Origin of the sequence: Salinactinospora qingdaonensis (assembly GCF_039539445.1) — a bacterium.
Lineage (GTDB): Bacteria > Actinomycetota > Actinomycetes > Streptosporangiales > Streptosporangiaceae > Salinactinospora > Salinactinospora qingdaonensis.
This window is the reverse complement of record NZ_BAABDD010000022.1, coordinates 1-23370: the sequence shown is the minus strand read 5'-3', so window position 1 is coordinate 23370 and position 23370 is coordinate 1. Positions and strand designations below refer to the sequence as shown.

Below are 23370 nucleotides of genomic sequence, written 5' to 3'. Positions count from 1 at the left end.
CCACTTGGCTGTGCCCCTCGCCCCCAACGCGAGGGGTGTGGCCCTGACCGGGCACGGCTGCCGCTCGACGGGAAACCGCTCTCTGACGGCGCTGGGCGGCTCCGCGCTCGGCCGGGTGGACGTCTCGGGAGCACGGGGTTCCGCTCGACCGGCGGTCCCCATGCGATTGTCGGCGGGACTCGCGGTTTCCGGCGGTGACCGGTGTGGTCAGCGGATCCCACCGAGCCCAACCCTACCGCGCCGCAGCGCCGCGCGGTCTGCTTCAGCCACCTCACGTGCGGGCGTCTTACCCCCCCGGGGGAGTACAGGCGCGCCGCCCGGGTATCGCCGTTGAACGGCTGGAGGGGAGGTAGCAGGAGGCCGCGACGGCGGCCGGCGTCGCCAGCAGCCACCCCAGCGCACAAGGCGAGACCCGGGCCCCTTGGCCGCCCGCCTCCCCCGGGCTGCCGAGATCGTGCAGCGGTCGAGGTACGGGCGACGGACGAGCCGTCACATCGCCCCGGCTCTCAGCCGCAACGGGCGGCGCCTCCGACCACCCGCGTTCCCGCGGCGCCGCAACGGCCGGCGAGTCCGCGGGACGCGGTGTCACAGCCGGGGCGTCAGGACTTCTTCGTCGAGGTCGTGGAACTCTTGGCTGAGCCGCTCTTCTTGGCGGGCGCCTTGGCCCGGCGCTCGGCCAGCAACTCGGCGGCGCGCGCGTCGGTGACCGACTCCACCTCGTCGCCTTTGCGCAGGGAGGCGTTGGTCTGGCCGTCAGTGACATAGGGACCGAAGCGCCCGTTCTTGATCACCATGGGCTTGCCCGTCTCGGGGTCGTTGCCCAGCTCCCGCAGCGGCGGCGTGGCCGCCCTGCGTCCCCGCTGCTTGGGCTTGGCGAACAGTTCCCTGGCCTCGTCGATGGTGACGGTGAAGATCTGTTCCTCGGTCTCCAGGGAACGGCTGTCGGTGCCTTTCTTCAGGTAGGGGCCGAACCGCCCGTTTTGGGCCGTGACCTGCTCGCCGTCCAGCTCGCCGACGACACGCGGCAGCGAGAGCAGCCGCAGCGCGTCGTCGAGGGTGACCGTGTCGAGTGACATGGACTTCAACAGTGAGGCGGTCCGTGGCTTGGGCGCGCTCTTGGACTTCGACTTGGTTTTGGTGGTCTTGCTCGCCGCGCCCTCCTCGGGCTCGGGCAGGACTTCGGTGACGTAGGGGCCGAAGCGTCCGCTCTTGGCCATAATCGTGTGCCCGGTCTCCGGGTCGGTCCCCAGCTCGCGGTCACCGCTGGGCTGGGCGAACAGCTCCTCAGCCCGTTCCTTGGTCAGCTCGTCGGGAGCGAGGTCCTCGGGCACGTTGACACGTTGGCCGTCGCGCTCCATGTAAGGCCCGTAGCGCCCGACACGCAGCACGATGTCGGTGTCGGGCAGCGGGAAGGAGCTGATCTCCTTGGGGTCGATGTGGGCGAGTTGGTCCTCCACCAGCTCTCGCAGGCCCGTCTCGTCGTCACCACCGAAGTAGAAGTGGCGCAGCCATGGCCCTCGCTGCGCCTCCCCGCGCGCGATCTCGTCGAGCATGTCCTCCATGCGTGCGGTGAAGTCGTAGTCGACGAGGTTGCCGAAGTGCTTCTCCAGCAGTTGCACGACGGCGAACGCCAGGAAGGAGGGCACCAGCGCCGTGCCCTTCTTGAACACGTAACCGCGGTCGAGGATGGTACCGATGATGGAGGCGTAGGTGGAGGGGCGGCCGATCTCGCGCTCTTCCAACTCCTTGACCAGCGTGGCCTCGGTGTAGCGCGCCGGCGGGCGGGTGCTGTGGCTCTCAGCCTCGATCTCTTCAGCCTTGAGGGGATCGCCCTCTTCAACCGGCGGCAACCGGCGCTCACGGTCCTCCAACTCGGCTTCGGGATCGTCGGAGCCTTCGACGTAGGCCTTGAGGAAACCGTAGAACTCGATGATTTTTCCGGTGGCGGTGAACTCGACCCGCTCACTGGAAGCGGAGGTCCCCGTGACCTTGACCGTCACCGACTCGCCGCGGGCGTCCTTCATCTGCGAGGCGACCGTGCGCTTCCAGATCAGTTCGTAAAGGCGAAACTCCGGGCCGCTCAGACCGGTCTCGGCTGGAGTGCGGAACGAGTCGCCCGCCGGACGGATAGCTTCGTGGGCCTCCTGGGCGTTTTTGACCTTACTGGTGTAGACCCGCGGCTTGGGCGGCACGTAGGAGTCGCCGTAGAGACGCAGCGCCTGGTCACGGGCAGCGGCGATCGCGTTCTCCGACAGGGTGATGCTGTCGGTGCGCATGTAGGTGATGAACCCGTTCTCGTAGAGCCGCTGCGCGATCTGCATCGTCTGCTTGGCCGAGAAGCCGAGCTTGCGCGAGGCCTCCTGCTGCAACGTGGTGGTGCGAAACGGGGCGTAGGGGGCGCGCTTGTAGGGCTTGCGCTCGATGGAGTCGACCGTGAAAGCGGTGCCGCTCAACCGTTCGGCCAGGCCGCGGGCAGCCTCGGCGTCGAGGTGGAGCACTCCCTTAGCCGAGCGCAGTTGGCCCTCGGAGGTGAAGTCGCGGCCCTGGGCCACCCGGGCGCCGTCGACCGAGACGAGGTGGGCGGCGAAGCTGGCGGGAGCGTCGCTGTCATCGGCGGCTCCAGCGCCCATGAACAGCGCCTTGAGCCCCCAGTACTCAGCGGGGACGAAGGCGATGCGCTCACGTTCGCGCTCGACGACCAGGCGCGTGGCCACCGACTGCACCCGGCCGGCCGACAGCTTGGGCATGACCTTCTTCCACAGCACCGGTGAGACTTCGTAGCCGTAGAGACGGTCGAGAATCCGCCGGGTCTCCTGGGCGTCGACCAGCCGCAGGTTGAGGTCGCGGGTGTTTTGCGCGGCGCTTTGGATGGCTTCGCGAGTGATCTCGTTGAACACCATCCGCCGCACCGGGATCTTGGGTTTGAGCTCCTCGCGCAGGTGCCACGCGATGGCCTCCCCCTCGCGGTCCTCATCCGTGGCGAGGTAGAGTTCGTCAGCTTCCGACAGCAGCTCTTTGAGCTTTTTGACGTGGGCTTTCTTATCGGAGTTGACGACGTAAAGCGGCTCGAAGTCAGCTTCGACGTTCACACCCAGGCGCGCCCACGGCAACTCCTTGTATTTGGCCGGAATCTCGGCGGCTTTGGTGGGCAGATCCCGGATGTGGCCGATGCTGGACTCCACGACGTATCCCCGGCCGAGGTAACCGGCGATCGTCTTGGCCTTGGCAGGCGACTCGACGATGACGAGACGGTTGCCTCCGCTGGTTGCGGCCGTGGTTGAGCCGGTTGAGCCGTTCTTGCCGGCGCTGCCCTTCTTGGGTGGCACGCTGTTCCCCTACGTCTAACTGTCTTTAAAGCCTTGTGTCGTCTATAACGATCCGAGTTCGCGAATCGTGGACTATCGGTCCCCGGCAACTGACGGTAACCGAAGGACCAAGGCCGCGCCGCCCACGCGGGTGAGGGCGGCTGGCCACTTAGGGCCCCTGAGATGTTCTCGTTGTGGCCATGTGGTGATTACCCAAACGACCGCACGCTATGGCACAACCCCCGTCGGCAGTCGCAGAATAAGCGCAATGGTGGAATACGAGTACCAGGATCTCCGGTTCCCACGCGGTAGCACACGCGGGGCCACTCGCCAAGCTCTCACGGAACACGCCGAATACGGGCACTGGGAACTCGCCAGAGTGCGGTTGTACCCCGACGGCACTCGACGTGTCACGCTGCGCCGAAAGATCATCCGCCCCGTCCGAACGATGTGATTTAAGCCACAATGGTTGTCCCTGGTGGGCGTGGCCGGCCCCAGACAACAAAGCGGTGAGCCCCCGGAATATTCCAGGGGGCTCACCGCTTCGGCGTACGGCCACCCCATCCGCTTGCTCCCGCCCGTCCGCCGCGTATGCCGGCGGGACACCGGATGGCCGGCCGCACCGGCGCTCATCCGCACGCCCCTCCCCCGTCTGGTCCGCCGCGATCGTAAAGACGGCAGGGAGGGACACGGTGACGGCCGGACCGCCGATTCACAATCTCTTATCGGTGCCGCTGAGGTGACCGGAACGTGTCCAAGGCTCCGGCCCACAACGGCACACGCTTACTTGGCAGGTGTGGGAGATTACTCACGGCCCCGCAAGGGCAGGCCCACCTCCCACGGGAAGGCCGGCCGAGGCGCCGCTGAGACAGCCCTCGGCTCAAGAGGCCCCGAAAGGCCCAACCCGGCCGAGGGCGACTAGCGCCCCCCGACCGCAGCGCCGGTGTCCTCGGCTGCCGCGCCCGCGACACCGGCGACCGCACCGACAGCGTTACCCGCGACGTTCACCGGGGTGTCAACGTCGACGACCCCTTGGTTGCCGCCAACGGCCGAACCATTGCCAGACGTTTCGATGTCCTTACGTTGCGTCACCACCACAGCGCCGACGTCTTCGGAGGTCGCTCCGGAGACGCCCAGGACGGCGGCGACCGCGTTACCAGATGCGTTCGCCGGGGCGTCGAGATCAGCGACGAGTTGGTTACCACCGACCGCTGAGCCGTTGCCGGAGGTCATGACCTCGGCTGCGTGCCCGCCGCCGGAGTGACGCATCGGCACGGTGGCGGTGCTTTCCCCCTCCTGCGCCAGGGAAAGGGCGCTGTCGACGGGCCGGGCCAGCACTCCCCCGTCCCTGTTGGGGTTGGGGATGGTGTTCTGGGTGTCCACGACCGGTGTGAGCCCGTCGGTGGTGCGTTCGACGTGACCGAGGGTCTCCTTGATCTCCTCGGTGACCGCGAGCTCGCCGCGCTCGGAGGTGGCCCCCTCGGCGTTCGGGAGAGTGTCGGCGAGCGAAATCCCGGTGCCCATGGCGACGAATCCGGCTGTGAGCAGCGCTATTTTTGTCGAGCTGCGAACCCACGTGCGCATGTGGGATGTCCTTTCAGCGATTGTTCGGATGAGCTGAGATCCTGACGACCGCGGCGACTGTCGCTCCTGGCGAGAGCGAGTGTTCACGGCCCGGATCGTCCGGTATCGCCCGTCTGGCTGACGGGTCGTGCCGGGACACGAAGGGCGAGCGGCGTTCTTTCGCCTCCACCCGCCCCTACAGCTCCGCCCTGGCTGGGCGGGGCTGGCGTGACCGCCGCGCCGCGTTGTCGCGGCGGTCACGCCAGCCCCCGGTCCGTGGACCGGGAGCCGCGCGGGTTACGGCGGACCCATGGAGTCGCGGTTCAGCATGACGGCGCCCGCGGCTGTGACGATCGCGGTGGCCGCGATACCGGCACAGGCGAGGATGGTGGAACCGGCGGCCGGGAGGCTGGTTACGAGGGCGCGCGACGCGGTGGGGGAACCGTAGGTGGAGGGGGTGTCGTTGGCTGTGGGCGACGCGGATGCGGCAGCGGATGGGGCGGGGGCATGGTCGTTCTCCTCGTTGTCGGGGTCACGAAGATGCGCCGAAGATTCCGGGGCCCGGGGAGGCCCCGGCGGCAGCGGGCCGGACTGGTCGGTGGACTCGGCACGGGGCAGCCACACGCTGGGCATGTCCATCTCGGCTGTAGGGGTGGCACACCCGGCTGTGGCGGGTGCGGCGGTGGCACCGGAAGGAGGGGCGCTGGACGGCGCCTCGGTGGCGTGCGCGCTGGTCACAGCGACGAGAGAGCCTGCGGCGACAACAGCGGCAAGGGTGACAAAAGCCGTTTTTCGCGACGTGTTGTGCGCACTCGGCATGGCAGGTCCTTGAAAGTTGAAAGGGGCGCGCGTTACGAGACGGTTCCGAAAAGGGCCGGGTCTTGGTCGGCAGAGGCGCGAGGAGTGTGCAAACGCACATTCGGCGACGAGGGCCGGGAAACGGGGGCGCCTAGGCTGATCCGGGCGAGGAGCTAGTCAGGCGAGAAGGAAGGGTCGTCGGCGGCGTAACGCGCGACGAAAGCAGGAGCCGCGGGCAGTGAGACACGGTGCGCGACGGGGCGCAGCGAGTCGATTCGGCTGGCGAGGAACGCGGGCGGAGTAGCTCCCGGAACCGACACGGAGGAAACCGAGGACGTGGTGGCGCTGGACTCGGAGCTGTGCGGCCACAGCGGTGCGCTGGCTGGGGTTTCCTCGCCGGCGAGGTCAACACGGCCGGCACTGGTTTCCTTGCCGGAGGCGACGATGTTGAAGGTCGGCACGTCCTCCGGGGCGGGGACGTCTGCCGCACCTTCGGTGCTGGTGTCCGCTGAGGCGGCGCCGGCCGAGGAGACCTCTCGGTCAGCGCCGGCACGCTCGGCTCCCCGGCTTTCAGCGGGTGCCGACTCGGTCTGCGGCGCTTCCGCTGCATCGCCGTTGGACGTCGGCGCGGAACGGTCGGAGCCGGCGCTCTCTGCACCGGTGATGCCGCTGATCGCGTCGCCGGTGGAAGCGTTGTCGACCGTCTGACGCACCCCCGACGCGACCCCTTCCGTCGAGCCGGCGAGCCCTCGCGACACGCCCTCGGTGAGGGCTGCCGTGCCCGCCTGTAGCGAACGGTCGGCGTGGGAGCTGATACCGCGGCCGGCCTCGACGGTGTCGCTGACCGCCTCGTCGGCTTCGTCGGCGACGCTGGTCACCACCGCCGCGGAGTCGCCCTTGAGAGCACTGTCGACGGCCCCACCGACCGGGGACGCCGAGGTCGCGCCTTCGGCAGCGGCGTCGACGGCTTGCCCCAACGCCACGGTGGCGGGCTCCAGCGGAGCATCCTCGGCCAGTGCCGAGCCAGCACCGCCGAGCAGCCACCCCGCGGCGGCGATCCCGCCCAGCGTGAGAAGACGAAGGACTGTGGGAGCCAGGGAGCCACGAGCCGCGCCAGCGGGACGTTCCCGCTGCTGCCGGCTCGCGAACACCATGGTCACCCCTTTACAGGAAACATACGTGACGGCCTTGGCGGCGATGAGCACCACGACCGACACGTAAAGCTACGTGACATCGACGCACTGTAATTTACCACTGGCGACGCTGGCCGGCGCAACCGGAACGACAGAATCCACCTGGAGATCTTTACCGGGCCGCCCCGGCGGTAACCGAGGTTGCGCGCGGGGCGGGCCCTCAACTGAGGTCGATGAAGCGGTCGAGTACCCGCACGCCGAAGCGCAACGACTCCACCGGCACCCGCTCGTCAACGCCGTGGAACATGCCGGCGAAGTCGAGTTCCGGGGGCAGACGCAGTGGCGCGAACCCGAAGTTGCGGATTCCGAGCCGTTGGAAGCTCTTGGCGTCGGTGCCACCTGACATGCAGTAGGGCACGGTCCGCGCCCCCGGGTCTTCGGCCTGGAGCGCGTCGGTCATGGCGGTGACGATCCCGCCCTCGAAGCCGGTCTCGACCGCCGGCAGGTGGTGGATGAATTCCCGAGTCACCTTGGGGCCGAGGAGCCGGTCGATCTCGGCGAAGAACTCCTCCTCCATGCCCGGCAGGAACCGGCCGTCGACCTCGGCTGTGGCGGTGCCGGGGATGACGTTGGCCTTGTAGCCGCCGTTGAGGACGGTGGGGTTGATCGAGTGGCGCAGTGTTGCGCCGATCATGTTGGCGATGGGTCCGAGTCGGGCCACCACGCTTTCGATGTCGTCCTCGTCAAAGGGGATGTCGAATTCTTGGCAGATCTCTTCCAGCAGTTCCCGAACGGCCTTGGTGAGCTGGACGGGGAAGGTGTGCCGCCCGAGTCGGGCGACGGCCTCGGCGAGTTCGGTGACGGCGTTGTCGTCGTTGACCATCGAGCCGTGTCCGGCTTTGCCGCGGGCGGTCAGCCGCAGCCACGCGATGCCTTTCTCCGCGGTCTCGATGAGGTACAGCCGCCGGTCCTGGTTGATGGTCAGGCTGAAGCCTCCGACTTCGCTGATGGCTTCGGTGCAGTCGGCGAACAGTTCCGGGTGCTGGTCGACGAGCCACTGCGCCCCCCATGTGCCGCCGGCCTCCTCATCGGCGAGGAAGGCGAGCACGATGTCGCGGGGCGGCCTGCGGCCCTCGCGCATGCGCTGGCGTAGCACGGCGAGGATCATGGCGTCCATGTCCTTCATGTCGACGGCGCCGCGTCCCCACACGCACCCGTCGGCGATCTCTGCCGCGAAGGGCGGGTGGGTCCAGTCGGCGGCGTCGGCGGGGACGACGTCTAGGTGCCCGTGGAGCAGCAGCGGCGGTCTCGTCGGGTCGAGGCCGGCGATTCGACCGACGACGCTGCTGCGCCCGGGGTGGGATTCGTAGATCCGCGATTCCACGCCGACCTCGTCGAGCTTGGTGGCGACGTACTCGGCCGCCTCACGCTCTCCGGGCCCGGAGTGGTCCCCGTAGTTGGAGGTGTCGATGGCGATGAGTTCCCGGCACAGGTCTACGACCTCCCGCTCGGCTCGACTCATCGCCTGCTCGTCGTCCACCATGGCGTCCCCCATTCGTCTGGCTGTCGTGGGCTTCCCCCTATGGTCCCCGCATCGGCCAAACGATGTACGAGCAACTCCATACATTTGCTATCGTTGACGACGTCAGGGCGCACAGACGCCCGACATTTCAAGTCCGGGTGGCGGAATAGGTAGACGCGCTAGCTTGAGGTGCTAGTGCCCGTTAAGGGCATGGGGGTTCAAGTCCCCCCTCGGACACCAGATGGCCGGTGAACTCGCAGGTCAGAGTGTATGGTTCACGGTCGTGGAAGGCGGTCGCTTCCAGGCGTTGCACATATAGTGCACACGCTTCAGGAGCGGCCGTTTCGTTTCGCGCTATCTTCGGCGTTCGTCAGCGCCGCCATGCGGCGCGCGTCCATGGCGTCGGCCATCGGCCACCTCGTCGAGGCGATCGGGCCAGAGGAGGCCGTAGACGTCGAGCGTCATCGACGGCTTGGCGTGGCCCAACATCTTCTGCACTGTCCGCTCATCACCCCTGAAGGGATCGCAACTGGTGTGGAGGCACTTTTGGGCGTGAGATCGCCTGAATAAAGTTCTCTTTTGAGCGATGTGCTCCAGCATCGCCCCGAGCAGAGCGAATGCGGCGTCCTTGAGGAGGGAGCGGGTGTGGCGCACCTGGTGGCGGGCCTCTCCTTCCAAGATCTTTTCGATGGACTTCAGTGTGTAGTCCAGGGCGAAGTTGCGATCGATCCAGAGCTGGGCGAGCTGGGAGCAGATGCCGATCCGCCAGTCCGCGAAGTCGGCGTCGATGCGGCCCAGCGAGGGGCGGGGGTGCCCGGAGAGGCCGGCGGCTTCGACACGGCGGGTGTAGGCGGCGCCGATGAGGCATTCCATGGACACCAGCATGTAGGAGATGGCGGTGTAGAAGGGGCGCCCGCTGGAGTGTTCGGCCACGAAGTCCTCGTCGCGCACGCCGTCGACGATGGTCTCGACGGGCAGTTACGGCAGGGGGCGTAACAGTAGGTCGGTGCGGGCTTGGAAAGCGTGGGTGGCGGCAAGTTCTTCGGCGCTCATCAGGTGATCGAAGGTGATGTAGGTGTAGCGGGTGGGCACGCCCAGCGCGGAGAGGGTGCGGATGGCCAGGGCGTTCTGTTCTGCGGTGGTCTCCTTGTTAAAGCGTGCGAGCACCGAGGTGACACCCGATTCCACGCCGAAGAGCATGCGGCACAGGCCTTGGCCGCACAGGTCGCGCCAGAGTTGGGCGCGTTCCAGATGCCAGGCGCGGTCGTGGCTGGGGTCAACGATTCGGTCGATGCGGCAGGAGGACTCCCAGGTCATACCGGCTTGGTGAAGCTGGTTGGCGATGTCGCGGATGCGGGGGAGGCTGTCGGGGCCGTGGCCGATGATCTCCTCGTCGACGAGGTAGAGCGTGCGTGCGGTGCCGGGGTGGCGGTCGAAGGCCGCGCCGATTTCCTCCAGCATCCACGGCAGGGACTGGAGGGTCAGGCTCGACCACATCCCTTTGTGGCCGCGAGGGCAGAAGGAGCAGTAGTTGGTGCAGCCGCGTGAGGTTTCCAGTTGGGCGACGCCGTGGTGGTCAAGCGTTGCCGCTAGCAGATCGAGTTCGGGCAACATGTCGGGTTGGTGGCGGTTGGCCACGGTGGGCGTGCGGCGCACCGAGGGAGGGGTGACCGCCAGTGCGCCGCCGCGGGGAGCGCCGGTGTAGCCCAGTCCGCGGACCTCCTCCAAAGCGAGGTCGCCGTGGTGCCAGGTGATCAGATCGGCGATGGTGGGTTCGCCGGCGCCGCGGGCGATGAGCAGGTGAGGGTAGCGTTGCAGGAGGAGCGCTTCGTTGCGTGCGGTGAGGCTGCCGCCGGCGATCACGGTTGGTGGCTCGGTGAGGGCGAAGGTGTGGTCGAGAGCACGGGTAAGCAGGTCGTGTTGGCCGAAGGTGGCGGAGATGCCCACGAGGTCGTAGTCGCCGGTGGTGATGGCGGCGCAGATGTCGGCCAGACTGGTGCCCAGTTGCATGTCCATCAACTCGACTTGGCCGCAGAGGCTGGCGCGGGCGGCGCGGGCAAGGTCGGAGATGGCCAGGTTGCGAACCCTCCAGGGGTGATGAGCGACGAGACGGTGGCGGTCCGGCGCGGTGCCCGAGGGCGCCTGGTGCACGGTGACGCCGTTGGTGAGGGTGTCGCGGATCAGGTCGAGCATGGGCGGGGCCAAGGTGGCTGAGGCGATGGCCACCCGGCTTCCCAGCTGTTCCCACAGGCCCATGGCCGCACAGATCCGGCCGAAGGTGGTCGGGTCGTAGGCGTGCAGCTCGTCGAGCACGATGAGGGCGTTGGCCTGTTCGAGGAGGAAGCTGGAATAGCGGGGCCCGGCGATGGCCGCGCGCAGCAACTGGTGCGGGGTGGACACGCGCACCCGTTGGGCGAACAGGGTGCGCATCGCGTGGGCACGGTCGCGGGCCTGCACCGCCATCGTGTGCTTCGGGACAGCGCTAGCCTCCCGGGTGGGGGTGGTGTCCTCGGCGACGGCGTGGGTGAGCAGGGTCTGGACGGTGGTGGCGTGCAGCACCGCGATGTCGGGCTGGGCGGCTCCGGGCTCAGGCACCAGGTTGTGGAGGAAGCGCTTCCAGGCGGCGTCGATGGAGGCCCGATAGGGCAGCACCCATATCAGGCGGGGCTGGCCGCTCATGTCGTCGAGTTGGTGCGAGGCCCAGGCCAGGGCGGCTTCGGTCTTTCCGCTGCCGGTGGGAGCCCGTAGCACGAGGTGGCCCCGCGTGTCGGCGGCGGCCTTCTGGTGGGGGTAGGGCGTGGCCAGGGTGGTGAGGAAAGCCGGTGGGAGCGGCATGTGCGTCTGTAGTGGCACGTGGGCCGAGCCGGAATGGTCGGCCAGAGTGACCGCGCCTTGCAGCAGTACCGCGACCAGCCCTTCCTCGGGGGACACGGGGTCGCGCCAGGCGGCGTGGACCCGCGCGAAAGCATCCCGGGCCAGCTCCCACAGTTTGCGCCCGTCCCCGGCGGGTTCGACGCGGCCAAGGCGCGAGCTGAACCAGCTCGGCGGGGCTGGCCGGCTCGGGATCGAGAAGGCGCTGGAACGCGAGATCCCCGATCACGAGAGCACGGTCGGCGGCGAGGAGGCACGTCGCCGCGTGCGCCGGCTGCACGGCGAGCGGCTGGGCCGGTATACGACCGAACACCCCCCGGTTCAGGACGGGCAACGGACCTGATCGCCCCGGGCACGGGCGCTCACCAACCATTTCGAGGAAGCGGTCATGACGCAACACACACTCGAACCCATCGCGATCATCGGCATGTCCTGTCGAGCGGCCGGGATCGAGACGCTGGCCGACCTGTGGGAAGTCGTCGCGGGCGCCCAAAGGAGATTCACGGCCGTGCCGCCTGGCCGGTGGCACGGCATGGACCCGACGGGATGGCCGGACCCGCCACGGGCGTCGCTGATCGACCGCCCGGACAGGTTCGACGCCCGCTTCTTCGGTATCTCACCGCGGATGGCGGCCTGGATGGACCCGCAGCATCGGATGATGCTGGAACTGGCCTGGCACGCGGTGGAGAACGCCGCCATTGCCCCTGAGGCCCTGCGGGACGAACCGGTCGCCGTGTTCGCCGGCGCGTTCCTCACCGACTACCGGGAGCGGATGAGCGCGGTGGGCCGGTCGGACGCCGCCGCGTTCCCGGGAACGCTGGCGTCCTTCCTCGCCAACCGAGTCTCCTACCAGTTCGGGTGGACCGGCCCGAGTACGGTCGTTGACTCGGCCTGCTCATCCGGCCTGACCGCGCTGGGCCTGGCAGTGCAGGGAGTACCCGATGGCTCTCGTGGGTGCCACCAACCTGATCAGCTCCGGTCTCTACACGAACAACGCCCAGCGCAGCGGAGCGCTGTCCGCCTCCGGTGCCTCGGTGCCGTTCGCGCCCGGCAGGGACGGCTACCTCCGCGGCGAGGGTGGCGCGTGCGTGCTGCTGCGCCCGCTGGCCGACGCGCTCGCCGCCGGGGACCCGGTGCACGCGGTCATCCCGGCCGTGGGCAACGCGCACAACGGGCGAGGCGGCGGGCTCACCGGAACCGATGTCGGCTCACAGGCCCAGCTGCTGCACCGTACCGCAGCACGTGCCGGCTGCCGGGTTCGTGACCTGGGGTACCTGGAGGCCCACGGCACCGGAACGCCCCACGGCGACGCCGTGGAGGTCGATGCGCTCGTCCGTGCCCTGCACGCTCCGGCCGAACCACGCCGGTCTCCCACCGGGCCGAACGGCCGCGTCTGGGTCGGGTCGGTCAAGGCCAACATCGGGCACCTGGAGGGGGCAGCCGGACTCATCGGGCTGGTCAAGACCGTGCTCATGCTCCGGAAGGGACAGGTTCCCCGGGTTGCCGGGCTGGATGAGGTTGATCCGGCACTGCCCGTCGACGCCGCCGTACAGGCCATCGCCACTGAGGACGCACCGTGGCCGCCGGGCGAAACCCCGCGGCGTGCGGGGGTGAACTCCTTCGGTCTCGGCGGGGCGCTCTCCCACGTCATCGTCGAGGAGGCCCCGAGGTGCCCGCAGCGTCCCACGACCGCGCGTATGCCGTACCGATCTCGGCGGGCACCGAGTCCGCCCTCGCGGCGTTCGCCGACCGGCTCGGCCGGGAGATCGCCGTCCTGCCGCCGCCCACGCTGTCGGCGCTCGCCCGGAGCCTGCGGGGCGGCCGACCTGCTGGGCCGGTGCGGCGTGTCCTGGGCGCGCGGGACCTCGCGGAGCTACGCGAGGGCCTGCACGGGGTGGCGACGGCGGCCGAGGTCCGCACCGAGTTCGAACCACCCGAGGACGCCCGGACCGCCGTACTGGACGCCGCGGAGGCCCGCGTGGTGCGAGACTGGCTGGCACACGAGCCGGCCGACTGGGACACGCTGCGGGACGGGGAGCCACCGCGGCGCGCAGACCTGCCCGGCACTCCGTTCACCCGGCGCTCCTACTGGTTCGATCGGGATTTTCCGGACGCGGTGGAATCGTGGTCCGATGCCTTGCCCACGCTCAACGGCTAGTATTCCAATACCTCACGGATCGCGTGCAGGCAGCGGGAGGACGCTGACCGCATGGAGGTCCGTGATCCGAAGGAGTCGTTCTTGAGTTCACCTGTTTCTGGTGGCCTCGATCAGCATGTCATTTCCGAGTTCCGCGAGAATGGTGGAAAGGTAAGCGGTGCGCGCGCGGACGCGAACCTTATTCTCCTGACCACCACCCGGGCGGGGACCGGAACACCGCGCACTACGCCAGTCGAATGCGTCCCCGATGACGAATGGATCATCCTCGCCGCGTGCGATGTTTCCGGATCGGAGGACCCGCCGTGGTACCTGGATATCCAGGCGCATCCGCGGGTCACCGTAGAAACCGGCGACGATACCTATGCGGCTAGCGCGCTAATCGCCCGCGCGGGAGAGCGGGACTGGTTTTTCGCCCACGCCGCGCGCGTCCAACCCGGACTCGCGGATGCGCAGGAGGCAAGGCAGCGGGAGATTCCGATCGTCCGACTGTTCCGGGCGGGCACCGAACCGGATACGTCGCGGGCGTGGGCCATGGGTGAGGAGTTCGTCCGGCTCCACAACCAGTACCGCAGGGCGCTGGCGAGGATCCGCGAGGAACTCGATGACCACGACCCCGCGGGGGCCGGCCCCACTCTGGAACCGGGGCGGGACCTGCGTACGTACTGCCTGACCTTCTGCGCCGACTTGGAGGAGCATCACCAGGGTGAGGACAGCCGGCTCTTCCCGGACCTGGCGAACCGGTTCCCGGAACTCGCGGACATAGTGGCCAGGCTGCGCGAGGAGCACATTGTGGTGGCCCGACTCCTGCGGGGGATCGAGGAGTCGTTGACCGAACTCAGCACCGGTGACGCCGCCGGGGTGCGGCAGCGGTTCGAGGAACTTGCGGAGGAGCTGGAACGACACCTCGACTACGAGGAGGAGCAACTCGTTCCCGTGCTGAACTCACTGAGCTGAGTTCCCCTGCCGGACCGGAACGCCGCAGCACCCGCAGACGCCCGGGAAACGCGATCCCGGGCGTCTTGCGTCGGTGTGGTTCGCCGAGACCAGCACGCTCAGTGTGGTGACGCCGGCGTCGGCCCACGCCGCCATCCGTTCGGAGATCCGTTCCACCGGCCCCAGCAGCGCCGTGCGGTCGATGAACTCCAGGGGAACGCTGGCCGCGGCCCGCGCGCGGTCCCCGGATTCCAGGCATTGGCGGAACTCGGCGATCTCGCGCTCGAAGCCCATGTCCGCCGCCATCGCGCAGTAGAAGTTGTCCGAGCCGCCGATGCCGAGCAGGTGCGCGTAGTGCGCGCGGAGCTCGTCGGCCGCCGTGGCCACGTCCGCGGCCACGGCGGCCGCGACGTAGGGGATCACCTCGAAGCCGTCCATCGTCCGCCCGCCGCGTGCGCGTCCCGCCTCCAGTTCCTTCACCGACTCGGCGACCAGGTCCGGCGTTGTGAAGCCGCTGACCCATCCGTCCGCGATCTCCCCGGCCAGCCGGAGGTTGCGTGGCCCCAGCGCGCCCAGGTAGATCGGCAGGTCCGTGCTTGGACGCTCGGTAAACAGCTGCAGTGGCGCCTGCTCGTGTCCCCAGGCTGGCAGGGAGAAGTGTTCCCCGGCATACCGGACCGGTCCGCCCTCAAGGGCACGGCGGACGATGTCGACGTACTCTCGGGTGCGTGCCAACGGCTGGGCGAACCGCACCCCGTACCAGCCGTCCGACACGCGCGGATTGGACACCCCGAGCCCGAGGCGGAACCGTCCACCACTCACGGCGTCCAGCGTCGCCGCGGCCAAGGCCGCGGCGCCGGGCGGTCGGGCCGGGATCTGCATGACGCCGGAGGCCAAGCCGATGCGCGACGTCCGCCCGGCGACGGCCCCGAGGACACTCACCGCGTCCGAGCGGTATCCCTCGGAGGCGAGCACCAGGTCGTAGCCGAGCTGCTCGGCCGCGCAGGCGAGGTCGCCCACGCCCTGGTAGGTCATGTTCGCAGCGAGACGCATCAGTGGCACCTTTCCATCGGGTGACCCGCGGTCGCGGTCTGGTGCGCGGGGCAGGTGTGCGGCCGAGAGCACCGCGGGCGCTTCTCCTCGACGGGCATCACTGGTGCGCTCCGGACTGGATCGCCTCCAGGCCCTCGGCTACCGCGTCAGCCTCCGCACCCGGACCCCCCGCCGGGCCGGTAGCAAAGCGGTGACGGTGCTGTGCCCGCGCTGGACGTCGGGGTGTCGGCGGGCGACAGTGGCCAGGCCCTGGCCAGGCCCCACGTCGACGAGGTGTACCGGACCGTTCGTGGTGACCAGCCGGTCCAGTGCTGCCCAGAACAGCACTGGGGCCATCGGCTGACGCGCCCACATCGCGTCGTCCCGCACCGCCGCCGCGTCCAACGGGTGGGTGGTCGCCGACGACCACAGTGGAATGCGCGGGTCGCCGCGGGCACAGCTCTCGTAGGGAGACAAGCCCTCCAGCAGGGGCGCGAGAGCCGGGCTGTGGAACGCGGTGCGGGCGGCGACGGGCAGCACGGTGAAACCGGCGGCCCGCAGCTCCGCCTCGGCGGCCCGCAGTGGAGTATCGAGACCGGCGATGGCGGTCTGCCGTGGCGCGTTCACCGCCGCGATCGCGACCTCGGGATGCTTTCCCAGGATCGGGCGTATCTCCTGCACCCCGGCGGCCACGGTGAGCGTGCCTCCCCGTGGTCCGTCCGCGAGTCTCCGCACGCGGTCGCGCATGATGGCGACCGCGTCCTGCAGACTGAACACCTCGGCGAGCACCGCGGCGACGAGCTCCCCCACGCTGTGTCCCAGCAGGGCCGCCGGCCGCACACCGCGGTCGAGCACCAGCCGCGCCAGCGCGTAGTCCATGGTGAACAGCAGCGGCTGCGCCCGGGTGACGTCGCCGATCGGGACGCGTGGCCGCTCGGAGAGCCAGTCCGCGCGCAGCTCGGCGTCGTCGAAGAGGTCGAGGACGGTATCGACCGTCGCGGCGAATGAGGAGTCGTGGGCGTACAGGTCGGTGGCCATTCCCGGGTACTGTGCGCCCTGGCCGCGGGGGAGCGCGGCGAGGGCCGTGTCGAACTCGAGCCGTTGCCGCAGTGCCGGCCGGACGCCGCCCGCGTGAGGACACGGTCGGTGCGTGATGGGTGGCCCGGCGGGGTCGTACGGATCGCTCGGCGGTGCTGGCCCGCACGACCCCGCCGGCCGGTGTCAGCTCGCGGGCCGCAGCCGTACCCCGGGGAAGTCGACCGGAACGTCGAGCGCGATGTTGATGTAGTTGGTGAACAGGTTCAGGGCCACCTGGGCGATTACCTCGACGATGTGCTCGTCGTCCCAGCCCTGGTCGCGGACGGCCTGCACGTCCTGGGCGCTCACCTGCCCGCGGTGCTCCACGAGTTGCAGGGCGAAGCGGAGGAGCGCCGCGGTGCGGGGGTCCTCGGAGGTGCCGTCCTGCGCGGCCGTCAGGGCGTCCTGGCTGAGGCCGGCCTTGCGGCCCAGGGCGGTGTGCGCGGCCAGGCAGTACTCGCACGAGTTGCGGTTGGCGACGGCGACGGCGACCTGCTCGCCCAGCGCGGGACCGAGCGCCCCACCGGCGAAGGCCCCGAACGACGACCACATGCTGGTGAGCGCGGCGGGAGAGTTCGCGACGGCCCGAAACATCGCGGGGACGGTGCCGAACGTGGCGTGGATCTGGTCGAGCTGGTTCTTGACGCTGCCGGTGGCCGAGTCGTGCTCGACGAGGTGGACGGTGGGCATGGGGATACTCCTTCGGTCGTGACGGAATCGCCCCCTCGTGGGGGTCCCCGAGGGGGCGTACTCACAGACTGGCATCGGAGCGTGGATGAACGGCGTGAAATCGTCCGTGGTTCGTACCAGATCGTCTGGCATACTAGGCTCGTGGTTTCCATCGACCGGCTCTCGCCCCTCCTGGACCGGTTCCGGGTGCGCACGCGCGTCTTCCACACCGGGCCGCTGTGCGGCGTCACGACGTTCGCCGCGCAGCCGGGCCGAGGCTTCCTCCACGTGCTGCGGCGCGGGGAGATGGAGGTGACCCACCGTGGCGCGGGCGGGCGCCTGGAGCGCCGGGCGATCGATCGGCCGAGCCTGCTCTTCTACCCGAGGCCCCTGGAGCACTCCTTCCACAACGCGCCCACGGAGGACTCCGACTTCGCGTGCGCGACGCTCGACTTCGACGGCGGGGCCACGCACCCGCTCGTGCGCACCCTTCCGGCCGTGATCGTCCTGCCCGTGGCGGCGGTCGACAGTCTGGAGCCGTCGCTCGACCTGCTGTTCGCCGAGATCGACAACGTGCGCTGCGGCCGCCGGGTGCTGGCCGACCGGCTGTTCGAGGTGGTGCTCGTCCACCTCTTCCGGTGGCTGCTGGACCACACCGAGGAGCTCGCCATGCCCGCCGGTCTGCTGACGGGCCTCGCCGACGAGCGCCTCGCCCGCACCCTGGTGGCGGTCCACGAGACCCCCGGCGGGCCGTGGACGCTCGCCACGATGGCGCGGGAGGCGCACATGTCGCGCAGCGCGTTCGCCGCCCGGTTCAAGTCGGCCGTCGGGCAGTCGCCGGCCGAGTACGTGACGGGGTGGCGGCTCACCGTCGCCCAGGAGCGGCTGCGGGGCGGGGCCTCCGTCGCCCGGACGGCGACGGAGCTCGGCTACGCCAACCCGCCGGCTTTCTCCCGCGCGTTCGCCCGCGAGCTGGGGCAGTCGCCCCGCGCCTGGCTGGCCGGCACCCGCTGACCCTGTCCTGTCCCTCACCCGAGGTCTGCCGAGGAGCAACAACACCCATGACACGCGACGTGCTGGCGCTGCGACACGTGCCTTTTGAGGACCTCGGGCTCCTCGCGCCCCTGCTGGGCGCCCGAGACTACCGGACGTCGTACCTGGACGTCCCGATCGAGCCGATCACGCCGGAGGCAGCGCTACGGCCCGACCTCCTGGTCGTGCTCGGCGGCCCCGTCGGGGTGTACGAGGACGACGCCTACCCGTTCCTGCGCGCCGAGAAGGAGGCGGTCAGGGCGAGGGTGCGCGCGGGCCTGCCCACCCTCGGCGTGTGCCTGGGCGCACAGCTCGTGGCCACGGCCCTCGGGGCGGACGTCGTCGCCACCGGGCGCACGGAGATCGGCTACGCGCCGCTGACGCTGACGGACGAGGGGTGCCGCTCCGTGCTGGCGCCCCTGGACGGTGTCCCGGTGCTGCACTGGCACGGAGACGAGTTCGCCGTGCCCGAGGGAGCCGACCGTCTCGCGCACACGCCCGGGTTCCCGAACCAGGCGTTCGGCGCGGGGCCGCACGTGCTGGGGCTCCAGTTCCACCTGGAGGCCGACCACGCGCGGATCGAGCAGTGGCTGGTCGGGCACGCCCACGAGCTCGCGACCGCAGGCATCGATCCCGGCCGCGTCCGGGCGGACGCCGCCGCACACGGCCCCCGGCTCGCCGAGGCCGCGGTACGCGTGTTCGAGCGGTGGCTCGACGAGATCCCTCAGCCGTCCAGGTAGGACAGGACGACGCGGACCCGGCGGGCCTCCCGGTCGGTCGACGGCAGGTCGAGCTCGCTCACGACCGCGTTGATGTGCTTACTGACGGCCTTCCCCATCACGGTGAACCTCGGCGGCAGCCGCACGTCGACCACCGCCACCTCCGGACGGCGGCGCAGCAGTGCCTCACGCAGCTCTGGGCCACCGCCCACACCCCCTGCGCGCACACCAGCCAGCTCCTCGACCACCCGGCTGTTGACGACGAGCTCCTCACCGACGGCCGCCAGCGCGGAAGCGAGGACGACTGCTCACGGAGGCGGCCCACAGCAGGACGGCGGCAAGCGCCACTGGCAGACCTGATCGCGATCATCCTCGGCGAGGCCCCACGACTGTTCACCGTCCTCGCCCCCTCGCCACGACCACCGCTCAGCGAGTCCTGGCCTGGTCCCGCTAGCGACGCCCCCAACGTTGACCGTAACCCGGGAGGCGCCGCAGCGCAGCGGGGTGCCCTCTATCAGCCACAGGCTCTCCTGCCGTGTCGATACCGGCCGGGCCAGCCAGGTGGAGGCGGCGAGCAGGGCCGGGGCGGCATCGCGTAGGTGGCGGGTGTACTCGGACTGGCCGGGCAGGCGGGGGAACAGGTGGCCGATCCGGGCAGGTGCGGTGCGCATCCAGCGGCGCTCGAAGCCGCAGCGCAGCAGGATTTGGGCGATGGCCACGCTGACCAGTTCGGCGTCGGCGAGCAGCCGGGCGGGGCCGCGTTTTCCCGGACTGCGGCCCGAGGGGCAGGACGTGGTCGTCCAGATGGACATAGAGTGCGATCAGAAGGGCGTCCAGGTTCGTGTTCACAGCTTGAGCATGGGCGCCCTTCGCCATGTCCGCAGCCGGTTCGGGAAACTCCCATCAACGATCTAGGCCCTGGCCGCCGGGGCCGAATCTGGGCAGTTTGCCCTCGCCAGCGACTCCTCCTGGGATGCCAGCGATGCGCTGATCCGCTTTAAGGAGACCATTGATCCTGTCGAGATCACTTTCCAGCCCGAAACCTGGCTTGTACGTGCCGGTTCCACTCAAAAGCTCCTCGACCGTCGCCAGCCCGGCGAGCGGAACGGTGACGAGCACGGTGGGCACCCAGGAGAGCCGCAAGAGGAGACCGGCGGGAAAGGAGCAACGGGCCAGCAGACCACCACATCCGGCAACGACGACAGCTACAGCCGCTTCAATCAAGACAACGGCAGCCAGCCTGGTGAAGGTAGGGACGATCTTTCGAGGGTCACAGTCGCCGCGCGAGGGAGCCCCGGTGACCAGAGGCGCGAGGTCGTCAAGTCCGCCGTGCTGCCGTTAATGCGTCACGCCGAGGTCTCCGTGGACATCCGGGTCACCGCCGAAGGTGGCCCTCAAGGCGTACCCCGCCAAACCCTCGACCCCACCGTCAAAGAAGCGCTCCGCCAACTCGGCCTCCATGATGGCGAGATCGACGAACACGGTTCCTGAATCGGAGGCGAGACCCGACCGCCCACCAGTGCTTCACCACGTGAGAGCGAGGGCTAAAACTCACTGACCATCGACAACGTATCGAGCGGATCGGAGGTGGCGCGAAGCCAACCATGGCGATCCAAACCGTCCATGCGGCTGATCCGGCCTACGGTGTGTCGGCAACGCGTGAACACTGGCTCTGGCACGGATTCGGTGAAGCTCTGCCTCCACGATCAGGCTGTGAGGAGCTATGCGTTTGCGTAGCAGGCCGGGGTTGGCGTGCCCGTACATCTGAGCCTATTGCGCCGGAAGCTGTGCGGCACCACGACGACACCTCAGTCGCGCACCAGGACGCGGCCGAAGGAGTCGAGTTCTCCGATCTGCTTGCCCCGGGCCGCCTTCGTCCATTCTCCCAACCGGTGGCCCTGCCGCTCGACCATCATCCGAGCGAAGCCCTGAACGCGCTCGCTGAGCCGGGCCAGTTCGGGGCAGACACCTAGCACCGCCTTGAGTTGGAGTTGCTGCTCGCGTTCGAGGTGGCCAGGGTGGGTGAAGATCCAAGCGGTGACCTGGCAGACGGAGGACGGAGGGGCCGGTGCCGAGGGTGAGGCGGCATGGGAGCGCCAGGGACGAATGTGCTCGTGCACGCTCGCATAGCTCCCGTTGGAGCCCTGCTGGTGGAGTTCGCCCCAGAGCACGGCAGCGTTGGTGCACCAGCGGGCAGGCTCGCCGCAGGACGCAACTGCGTTGTATAGCCCATCCGGATATTTCGCAGCTCTGCTTCTAGAGTTTCTGCAATATAGCGCTTATCCGCTATAGAATGCAGCCATGCACCGCTCGCCGGCCATCGCGTCCCTAGCGGACCTGGCCGAAGAACAGTGGGGACTCTTCACCCGGCGCCAGGCCGAGTCCACCGGGATGGCCTGGAGCACCCTGTCACGCATGGCCACCGACGAGGCCACCGTCCAACGCGTCGCCCACGGCGTGTACCGCCTGCGCGGCGCCCCGCCCACAGACCACCTCGACCTGCGCGCCGCCTGGCTGCAACTCGCACCGGCCATTCCCGCCTGGGAACGCACCGCCGATACTGGCGTGGTCTCCCACCGTTCAGCGGCTTCCCTCTACGAGCTGGGACATCTCCCCGCCGACGTCCACCAGTTCGTTCTGCCGACCCGACGCCAGACTCGGCGCCCCGACGTCCGCCTGCACCGCGCCCGCCTGTCCGAAGACGAACACACTGTTCTACGGGGCCTGCCGGTCACTCGACCCGCCCGCACCGCCGCCGACCTGCTCACAGACAATGAGGATCCCGGCGCCGTCGGACACGTCCTCGCCGACGCACTCAGAGCCGGCCACGAACACCCGACTACCGCTGCCCAGGCTCTGGCTCTGCGCGCCGCGCGCTTCGGACTGCGCCGCGGCGACGGCGCCGGACTGCTGCGCTGGCTCCTCGACCTCGCCGGCGCCCCGGAACGGCGCTACTGGCTCGACGCAACGCCCGATCAGGAAGGCAGCCCACCGCCGCCATGACCCTCCCCTACACCACCCCGGCCGCGTTCCGCCGCGCTTTGACCGAACGCCTGCGCGCAGCAGCCGACCCCAACGGCCCGTGGCCGCTGGCCGAACTCCAGCGCCAATTCGCCTACGACCGGCTGCTCGCGCGGCTTTACCACCTCGACAGCGGATGGATCGTCAAAGGCGCCACCGCGCTCCTCGCCCGCGAACTCGCGGTCCGCCGCACCGTGGACATCGACGTCTACCGGCCCAGCGACCGCGGCCAGGCAGAACACGACCTCCGGCGAGCCGCCGCCCTCGATCTCGGAGACTGGTTCACGTTCGAAACCGGCCGCGCGAGCCCGGTCTCCGACGGCGCCAACGGCGTTCGTATACCGACGACGGCCCGTATCGGAACCACCGAATGGGTGCGCTTCCACGTCGACGTGGTCGCCGAGGACATCCGCATGACCGGCTCCCCGGATGAGGTCCCACCACTGCCCGCGGTCGCGATCCCCGGCTTGGACCGCCCCGGCTACCGTGTCTACCCGCTTGCGGACCACATCGCCGACAAGACCTGCGCCATCCTCGAACGGCACGGGTCGGAACAGCGCCCCTCCACCCGCTTCAAAGACCTCGTCGACATGCTCTCCGTCATCGGCAGCCAATACGTCGCCGCCGACATCCAACTCGACGCGCTGCGATCCGAGGCTCAGCGCCGGCGCCTCACGCTCCCGTCCGGGTTCACGGTGCCCGACCGCCAACTGTGGCAACGCGGCTTCGCCGCCGAAGCCCGCCGCGCCGTGGCGCCCTTGCCGACAACCACCCTCGACGGGGCCCTCGCAATCGCAGCGCCCTTCCTCGACCCGCTGCTGGACGGGACCGCCGCTGGGACCTGGAATCCGCACATGGCCTCATGGGAACCTTCGGCATAAAAGGCCCGGAGATTCAACAAAGCTGATGTTCTGCGCTACAGCCCTCTCAATGATCGGGGCGGGCGAAGAGCGTGTCCACATCCTCCAAGAGGTCCGACAGTCGCGCCTTCATCCCGGGCAGGCCCGCCGGGTCCGTAGGACGTGCGCGGTGTTGTGAAACTGCTCCGGGAACTGTTCATACACCTCATCGGCGTTTTCAAGCGGCTCGTCGGATCGCACCGGACCGCCGGTGTCGAGCCTGCGTCGCGGTGGTGTTACCAGCCGATCGGCCATCGCGGTGAAGTCCAGCAACCGCGCCCCCATCGGCGGCGAGAGGAACCGCACCGTGCGAAAGCTCGCCACCCGTCAGGAGCACTTCGAGGACACCCGCGGTCGGACCGATCTCGTTCGCGGGAACCGCGGTGAACGCTTGGGCGGCCTGGGCGTCTCGCCCACGGGGAGTGGCGCTGACGACCCCGGTGTGCAGCTCGGCCAGTGTCTCTACGGCGTCACCGAGTCGGGAGGCCGCCCGAGTGAGCTGCCGTACCGCCCCCATTACCTTTTAGAGCAGTCCCGCAATGGGACTCCCGGCCTCTGGTCCCGGTATGACTGTGTCCCCCTGTCACCGATGATCCGGGGGGTGGTGTCACCGGGCACCAGAGGCGCCGCACGACCGC

Annotated in this window: 23 protein-coding genes, 1 tRNA gene and 2 pseudogenes; 11 read left to right on the top strand and 15 right to left on the bottom strand. The window is 69.3% G+C overall.

The window, feature by feature from the left end; genetic code table 11:
• Positions 1-599: 599 nt before the first annotated feature.
• Complete coding sequence (gene topA / locus ABD848_RS18800) at positions 600-3326, bottom strand: type I DNA topoisomerase (protein ID WP_344974132.1); 2727 nt, start codon at positions 3324-3326, stop codon at positions 600-602.
• A 247-nt stretch (positions 3327-3573) separates the two neighbouring features.
• Here topA and ABD848_RS18795 point away from each other — a divergent pair, with 247 nt between their 5' ends.
• On the top strand, positions 3574-3759 hold the full coding sequence (locus tag ABD848_RS18795) for a DUF5703 family protein (RefSeq protein ID WP_344974127.1): 186 nt from the start codon (positions 3574-3576) through the stop codon (positions 3757-3759).
• A gap of 464 nt (positions 3760-4223) precedes the next feature.
• On the opposite strand, the gene ABD848_RS18790 is transcribed toward ABD848_RS18795, so the two are convergent.
• From ABD848_RS18790 to ABD848_RS18775, 4 genes are all read right to left on the bottom strand, one after another.
• On the bottom strand, positions 4224-4889 hold the full coding sequence (locus ABD848_RS18790; protein ID WP_344974124.1) for a hypothetical protein: 666 nt from the start codon (positions 4887-4889) through the stop codon (positions 4224-4226).
• Positions 4890-5165: 276 nt separating this feature from the next.
• Positions 5166-5606 (bottom strand): hypothetical protein, encoded by a 441-nt coding sequence (locus tag ABD848_RS18785; RefSeq protein WP_344974120.1) that lies wholly within the window; start codon positions 5604-5606, stop codon positions 5166-5168.
• A 233-nt stretch (positions 5607-5839) separates the two neighbouring features.
• Complete coding sequence (locus ABD848_RS18780) at positions 5840-6883, bottom strand: hypothetical protein (protein WP_344974117.1); 1044 nt, start codon at positions 6881-6883, stop codon at positions 5840-5842.
• Between the two features lie 136 nt (positions 6884-7019).
• Positions 7020-8354, bottom strand: coding sequence for a M20/M25/M40 family metallo-hydrolase (locus ABD848_RS18775; RefSeq protein ID WP_425567608.1), 1335 nt, complete (start codon positions 8352-8354; stop codon positions 7020-7022).
• A gap of 119 nt (positions 8355-8473) precedes the next feature.
• On the opposite strand from ABD848_RS18775, the gene ABD848_RS18770 reads away from it, so the two are divergent.
• Positions 8474-8561, top strand: a tRNA-Leu gene (locus ABD848_RS18770).
• Positions 8562-8675: 114 nt separating this feature from the next.
• Here the strand turns inward: ABD848_RS18770 and ABD848_RS18765 are convergent.
• On the bottom strand, positions 8676-9272 hold the full coding sequence (locus ABD848_RS18765) for a hypothetical protein (protein ID WP_344974114.1): 597 nt from the start codon (positions 9270-9272) through the stop codon (positions 8676-8678).
• Positions 9273-9299: 27 nt separating this feature from the next.
• Positions 9300-11252 (bottom strand): DEAD/DEAH box helicase, encoded by a 1953-nt coding sequence (locus ABD848_RS18760; RefSeq protein ID WP_344974112.1) that lies wholly within the window; start codon positions 11250-11252, stop codon positions 9300-9302.
• A 58-nt stretch (positions 11253-11310) separates the two neighbouring features.
• Here ABD848_RS18760 and ABD848_RS18755 point away from each other — a divergent pair, with 58 nt between their 5' ends.
• From ABD848_RS18755 to ABD848_RS18740, 4 genes and pseudogenes are all read left to right on the top strand, one after another.
• The gene (locus ABD848_RS18755) at positions 11311-11535 is read left to right on the top strand and encodes a hypothetical protein (RefSeq protein WP_344974107.1); all 225 of its coding nucleotides are present in this window, start codon (positions 11311-11313) and stop codon (positions 11533-11535) included.
• Positions 11536-11580: 45 nt separating this feature from the next.
• Positions 11581-12640 (top strand): annotated as a pseudogene (locus ABD848_RS25085) (beta-ketoacyl [acyl carrier protein] synthase domain-containing protein); the annotation flags it as partial.
• Positions 12641-12861: 221 nt separating this feature from the next.
• Positions 12862-13350 (top strand): hypothetical protein, encoded by a 489-nt coding sequence (locus ABD848_RS18745; protein ID WP_344974101.1) that lies wholly within the window; start codon positions 12862-12864, stop codon positions 13348-13350.
• Positions 13351-13401: 51 nt separating this feature from the next.
• Entirely contained in the window at positions 13402-14304 is a 903-nt protein-coding gene (locus tag ABD848_RS18740; protein WP_344974098.1) for a nitroreductase/quinone reductase family protein, read from the top strand.
• Here the strand turns inward: ABD848_RS18740 and ABD848_RS18735 are convergent.
• The 3 genes from ABD848_RS18735 to ABD848_RS18725 all read right to left on the bottom strand — a co-directional run bounded on the left by ABD848_RS18735 (position 14293) and on the right by ABD848_RS18725 (position 17082).
• Positions 14293-15336, bottom strand: a complete 1044-nt coding sequence (locus ABD848_RS18735; RefSeq protein WP_344974094.1) for an LLM class flavin-dependent oxidoreductase — start codon at positions 15334-15336, stop codon at positions 14293-14295. The genes ABD848_RS18740 and ABD848_RS18735 overlap by 12 nt on opposite strands.
• Before the next feature lie 138 nt (positions 15337-15474).
• The gene (locus tag ABD848_RS18730) at positions 15475-16425 is read right to left on the bottom strand and encodes an acyltransferase domain-containing protein (protein WP_344974250.1); all 951 of its coding nucleotides are present in this window, start codon (positions 16423-16425) and stop codon (positions 15475-15477) included.
• 111 nt (positions 16426-16536) lie between these two features.
• Positions 16537-17082, bottom strand: a complete 546-nt coding sequence (locus ABD848_RS18725; protein WP_344974091.1) for a carboxymuconolactone decarboxylase family protein — start codon at positions 17080-17082, stop codon at positions 16537-16539.
• Between the two features lie 141 nt (positions 17083-17223).
• Here ABD848_RS18725 and ABD848_RS18720 point away from each other — a divergent pair, with 141 nt between their 5' ends.
• Complete coding sequence (locus ABD848_RS18720) at positions 17224-18075, top strand: AraC family transcriptional regulator (RefSeq protein WP_344974088.1); 852 nt, start codon at positions 17224-17226, stop codon at positions 18073-18075.
• A 47-nt stretch (positions 18076-18122) separates the two neighbouring features.
• Entirely contained in the window at positions 18123-18833 is a 711-nt protein-coding gene (locus tag ABD848_RS18715) for a glutamine amidotransferase (protein WP_344974085.1), read from the top strand.
• Here the strand turns inward: ABD848_RS18715 and ABD848_RS18710 are convergent.
• The 3 genes and pseudogenes from ABD848_RS18710 to ABD848_RS18700 form a co-directional block, all read right to left on the bottom strand.
• The gene (locus tag ABD848_RS18710) at positions 18818-19039 is read right to left on the bottom strand and encodes a hypothetical protein (protein WP_344974082.1); all 222 of its coding nucleotides are present in this window, start codon (positions 19037-19039) and stop codon (positions 18818-18820) included. The genes ABD848_RS18715 and ABD848_RS18710 overlap by 16 nt on opposite strands.
• Before the next feature lie 228 nt (positions 19040-19267).
• A pseudogene (locus ABD848_RS18705) lies at positions 19268-19661 on the bottom strand (IS982 family transposase); the annotation flags it as partial.
• A 54-nt stretch (positions 19662-19715) separates the two neighbouring features.
• A complete protein-coding gene (locus ABD848_RS18700) occupies positions 19716-19931 on the bottom strand; it encodes a hypothetical protein (protein WP_344974076.1) in 216 nt (71 codons plus the stop codon).
• Positions 19932-20153: 222 nt separating this feature from the next.
• Between ABD848_RS18700 and ABD848_RS18695 the strand changes: the two genes are divergently transcribed.
• Entirely contained in the window at positions 20154-20303 is a 150-nt protein-coding gene (locus tag ABD848_RS18695; protein WP_344974073.1) for a hypothetical protein, read from the top strand.
• Positions 20304-20620: 317 nt separating this feature from the next.
• Here ABD848_RS18695 and ABD848_RS18690 read toward each other — a convergent pair whose 3' ends face one another.
• Positions 20621-20983 carry a hypothetical protein gene (locus ABD848_RS18690; RefSeq protein WP_344974071.1) on the bottom strand — a complete coding sequence of 121 codons (363 nt, stop codon included), beginning with the start codon at positions 20981-20983 and terminating at the stop codon, positions 20621-20623.
• A gap of 130 nt (positions 20984-21113) precedes the next feature.
• On the opposite strand from ABD848_RS18690, the gene ABD848_RS18685 reads away from it, so the two are divergent.
• Both ABD848_RS18685 and ABD848_RS18680 read left to right on the top strand, forming a co-directional pair.
• On the top strand, positions 21114-21815 hold the full coding sequence (locus ABD848_RS18685) for a type IV toxin-antitoxin system AbiEi family antitoxin domain-containing protein (RefSeq protein ID WP_344974068.1): 702 nt from the start codon (positions 21114-21116) through the stop codon (positions 21813-21815).
• Positions 21812-22714: a nucleotidyl transferase AbiEii/AbiGii toxin family protein gene (locus tag ABD848_RS18680; RefSeq protein WP_344974065.1), complete on the top strand. Its 903-nt coding sequence runs from the start codon at positions 21812-21814 to the stop codon at positions 22712-22714. Before ABD848_RS18685 ends, ABD848_RS18680 begins: the two co-directional genes overlap by 4 nt.
• 108 nt (positions 22715-22822) lie before the next feature.
• On the opposite strand, the gene ABD848_RS18675 is transcribed toward ABD848_RS18680, so the two are convergent.
• On the bottom strand, positions 22823-23056 hold the full coding sequence (locus ABD848_RS18675) for a hypothetical protein (RefSeq protein ID WP_344974062.1): 234 nt from the start codon (positions 23054-23056) through the stop codon (positions 22823-22825).
• Between the last annotated feature and the right edge of the window lie 314 nt (positions 23057-23370).

Bases quoted from the DNA above. Each gene is read 5' to 3' on its own strand.
- ABD848_RS18795 (WP_344974127.1), top strand. From the start codon at position 3,574: ATGGTGGAATACGAGTACCAGGATCTCCGGTTCCCACGCGGTAGCACA.
- ABD848_RS18790 (WP_344974124.1), bottom strand. From the start codon at position 4,889: ATGCGCACGTGGGTTCGCAGCTCGACAAAAATAGCGCTGCTCACAGCC.
- ABD848_RS18775 (WP_425567608.1), bottom strand. From the start codon at position 8,354: ATGGGGGACGCCATGGTGGACGACGAGCAGGCGATGAGTCGAGCCGAG.
- ABD848_RS18740 (WP_344974098.1), top strand. From the start codon at position 13,402: ATGGAGGTCCGTGATCCGAAGGAGTCGTTCTTGAGTTCACCTGTTTCT.
- ABD848_RS18735 (WP_344974094.1), bottom strand. From the start codon at position 15,336: ATGCGTCTCGCTGCGAACATGACCTACCAGGGCGTGGGCGACCTCGCC.
- ABD848_RS18725 (WP_344974091.1), bottom strand. From the start codon at position 17,082: ATGCCCACCGTCCACCTCGTCGAGCACGACTCGGCCACCGGCAGCGTC.
- ABD848_RS18715 (WP_344974085.1), top strand. From the start codon at position 18,123: ATGACACGCGACGTGCTGGCGCTGCGACACGTGCCTTTTGAGGACCTC.
- ABD848_RS18695 (WP_344974073.1), top strand. From the start codon at position 20,154: ATGCGTCACGCCGAGGTCTCCGTGGACATCCGGGTCACCGCCGAAGGT.
- ABD848_RS18685 (WP_344974068.1), top strand. From the start codon at position 21,114: ATGCACCGCTCGCCGGCCATCGCGTCCCTAGCGGACCTGGCCGAAGAA.
- ABD848_RS18680 (WP_344974065.1), top strand. From the start codon at position 21,812: ATGACCCTCCCCTACACCACCCCGGCCGCGTTCCGCCGCGCTTTGACC.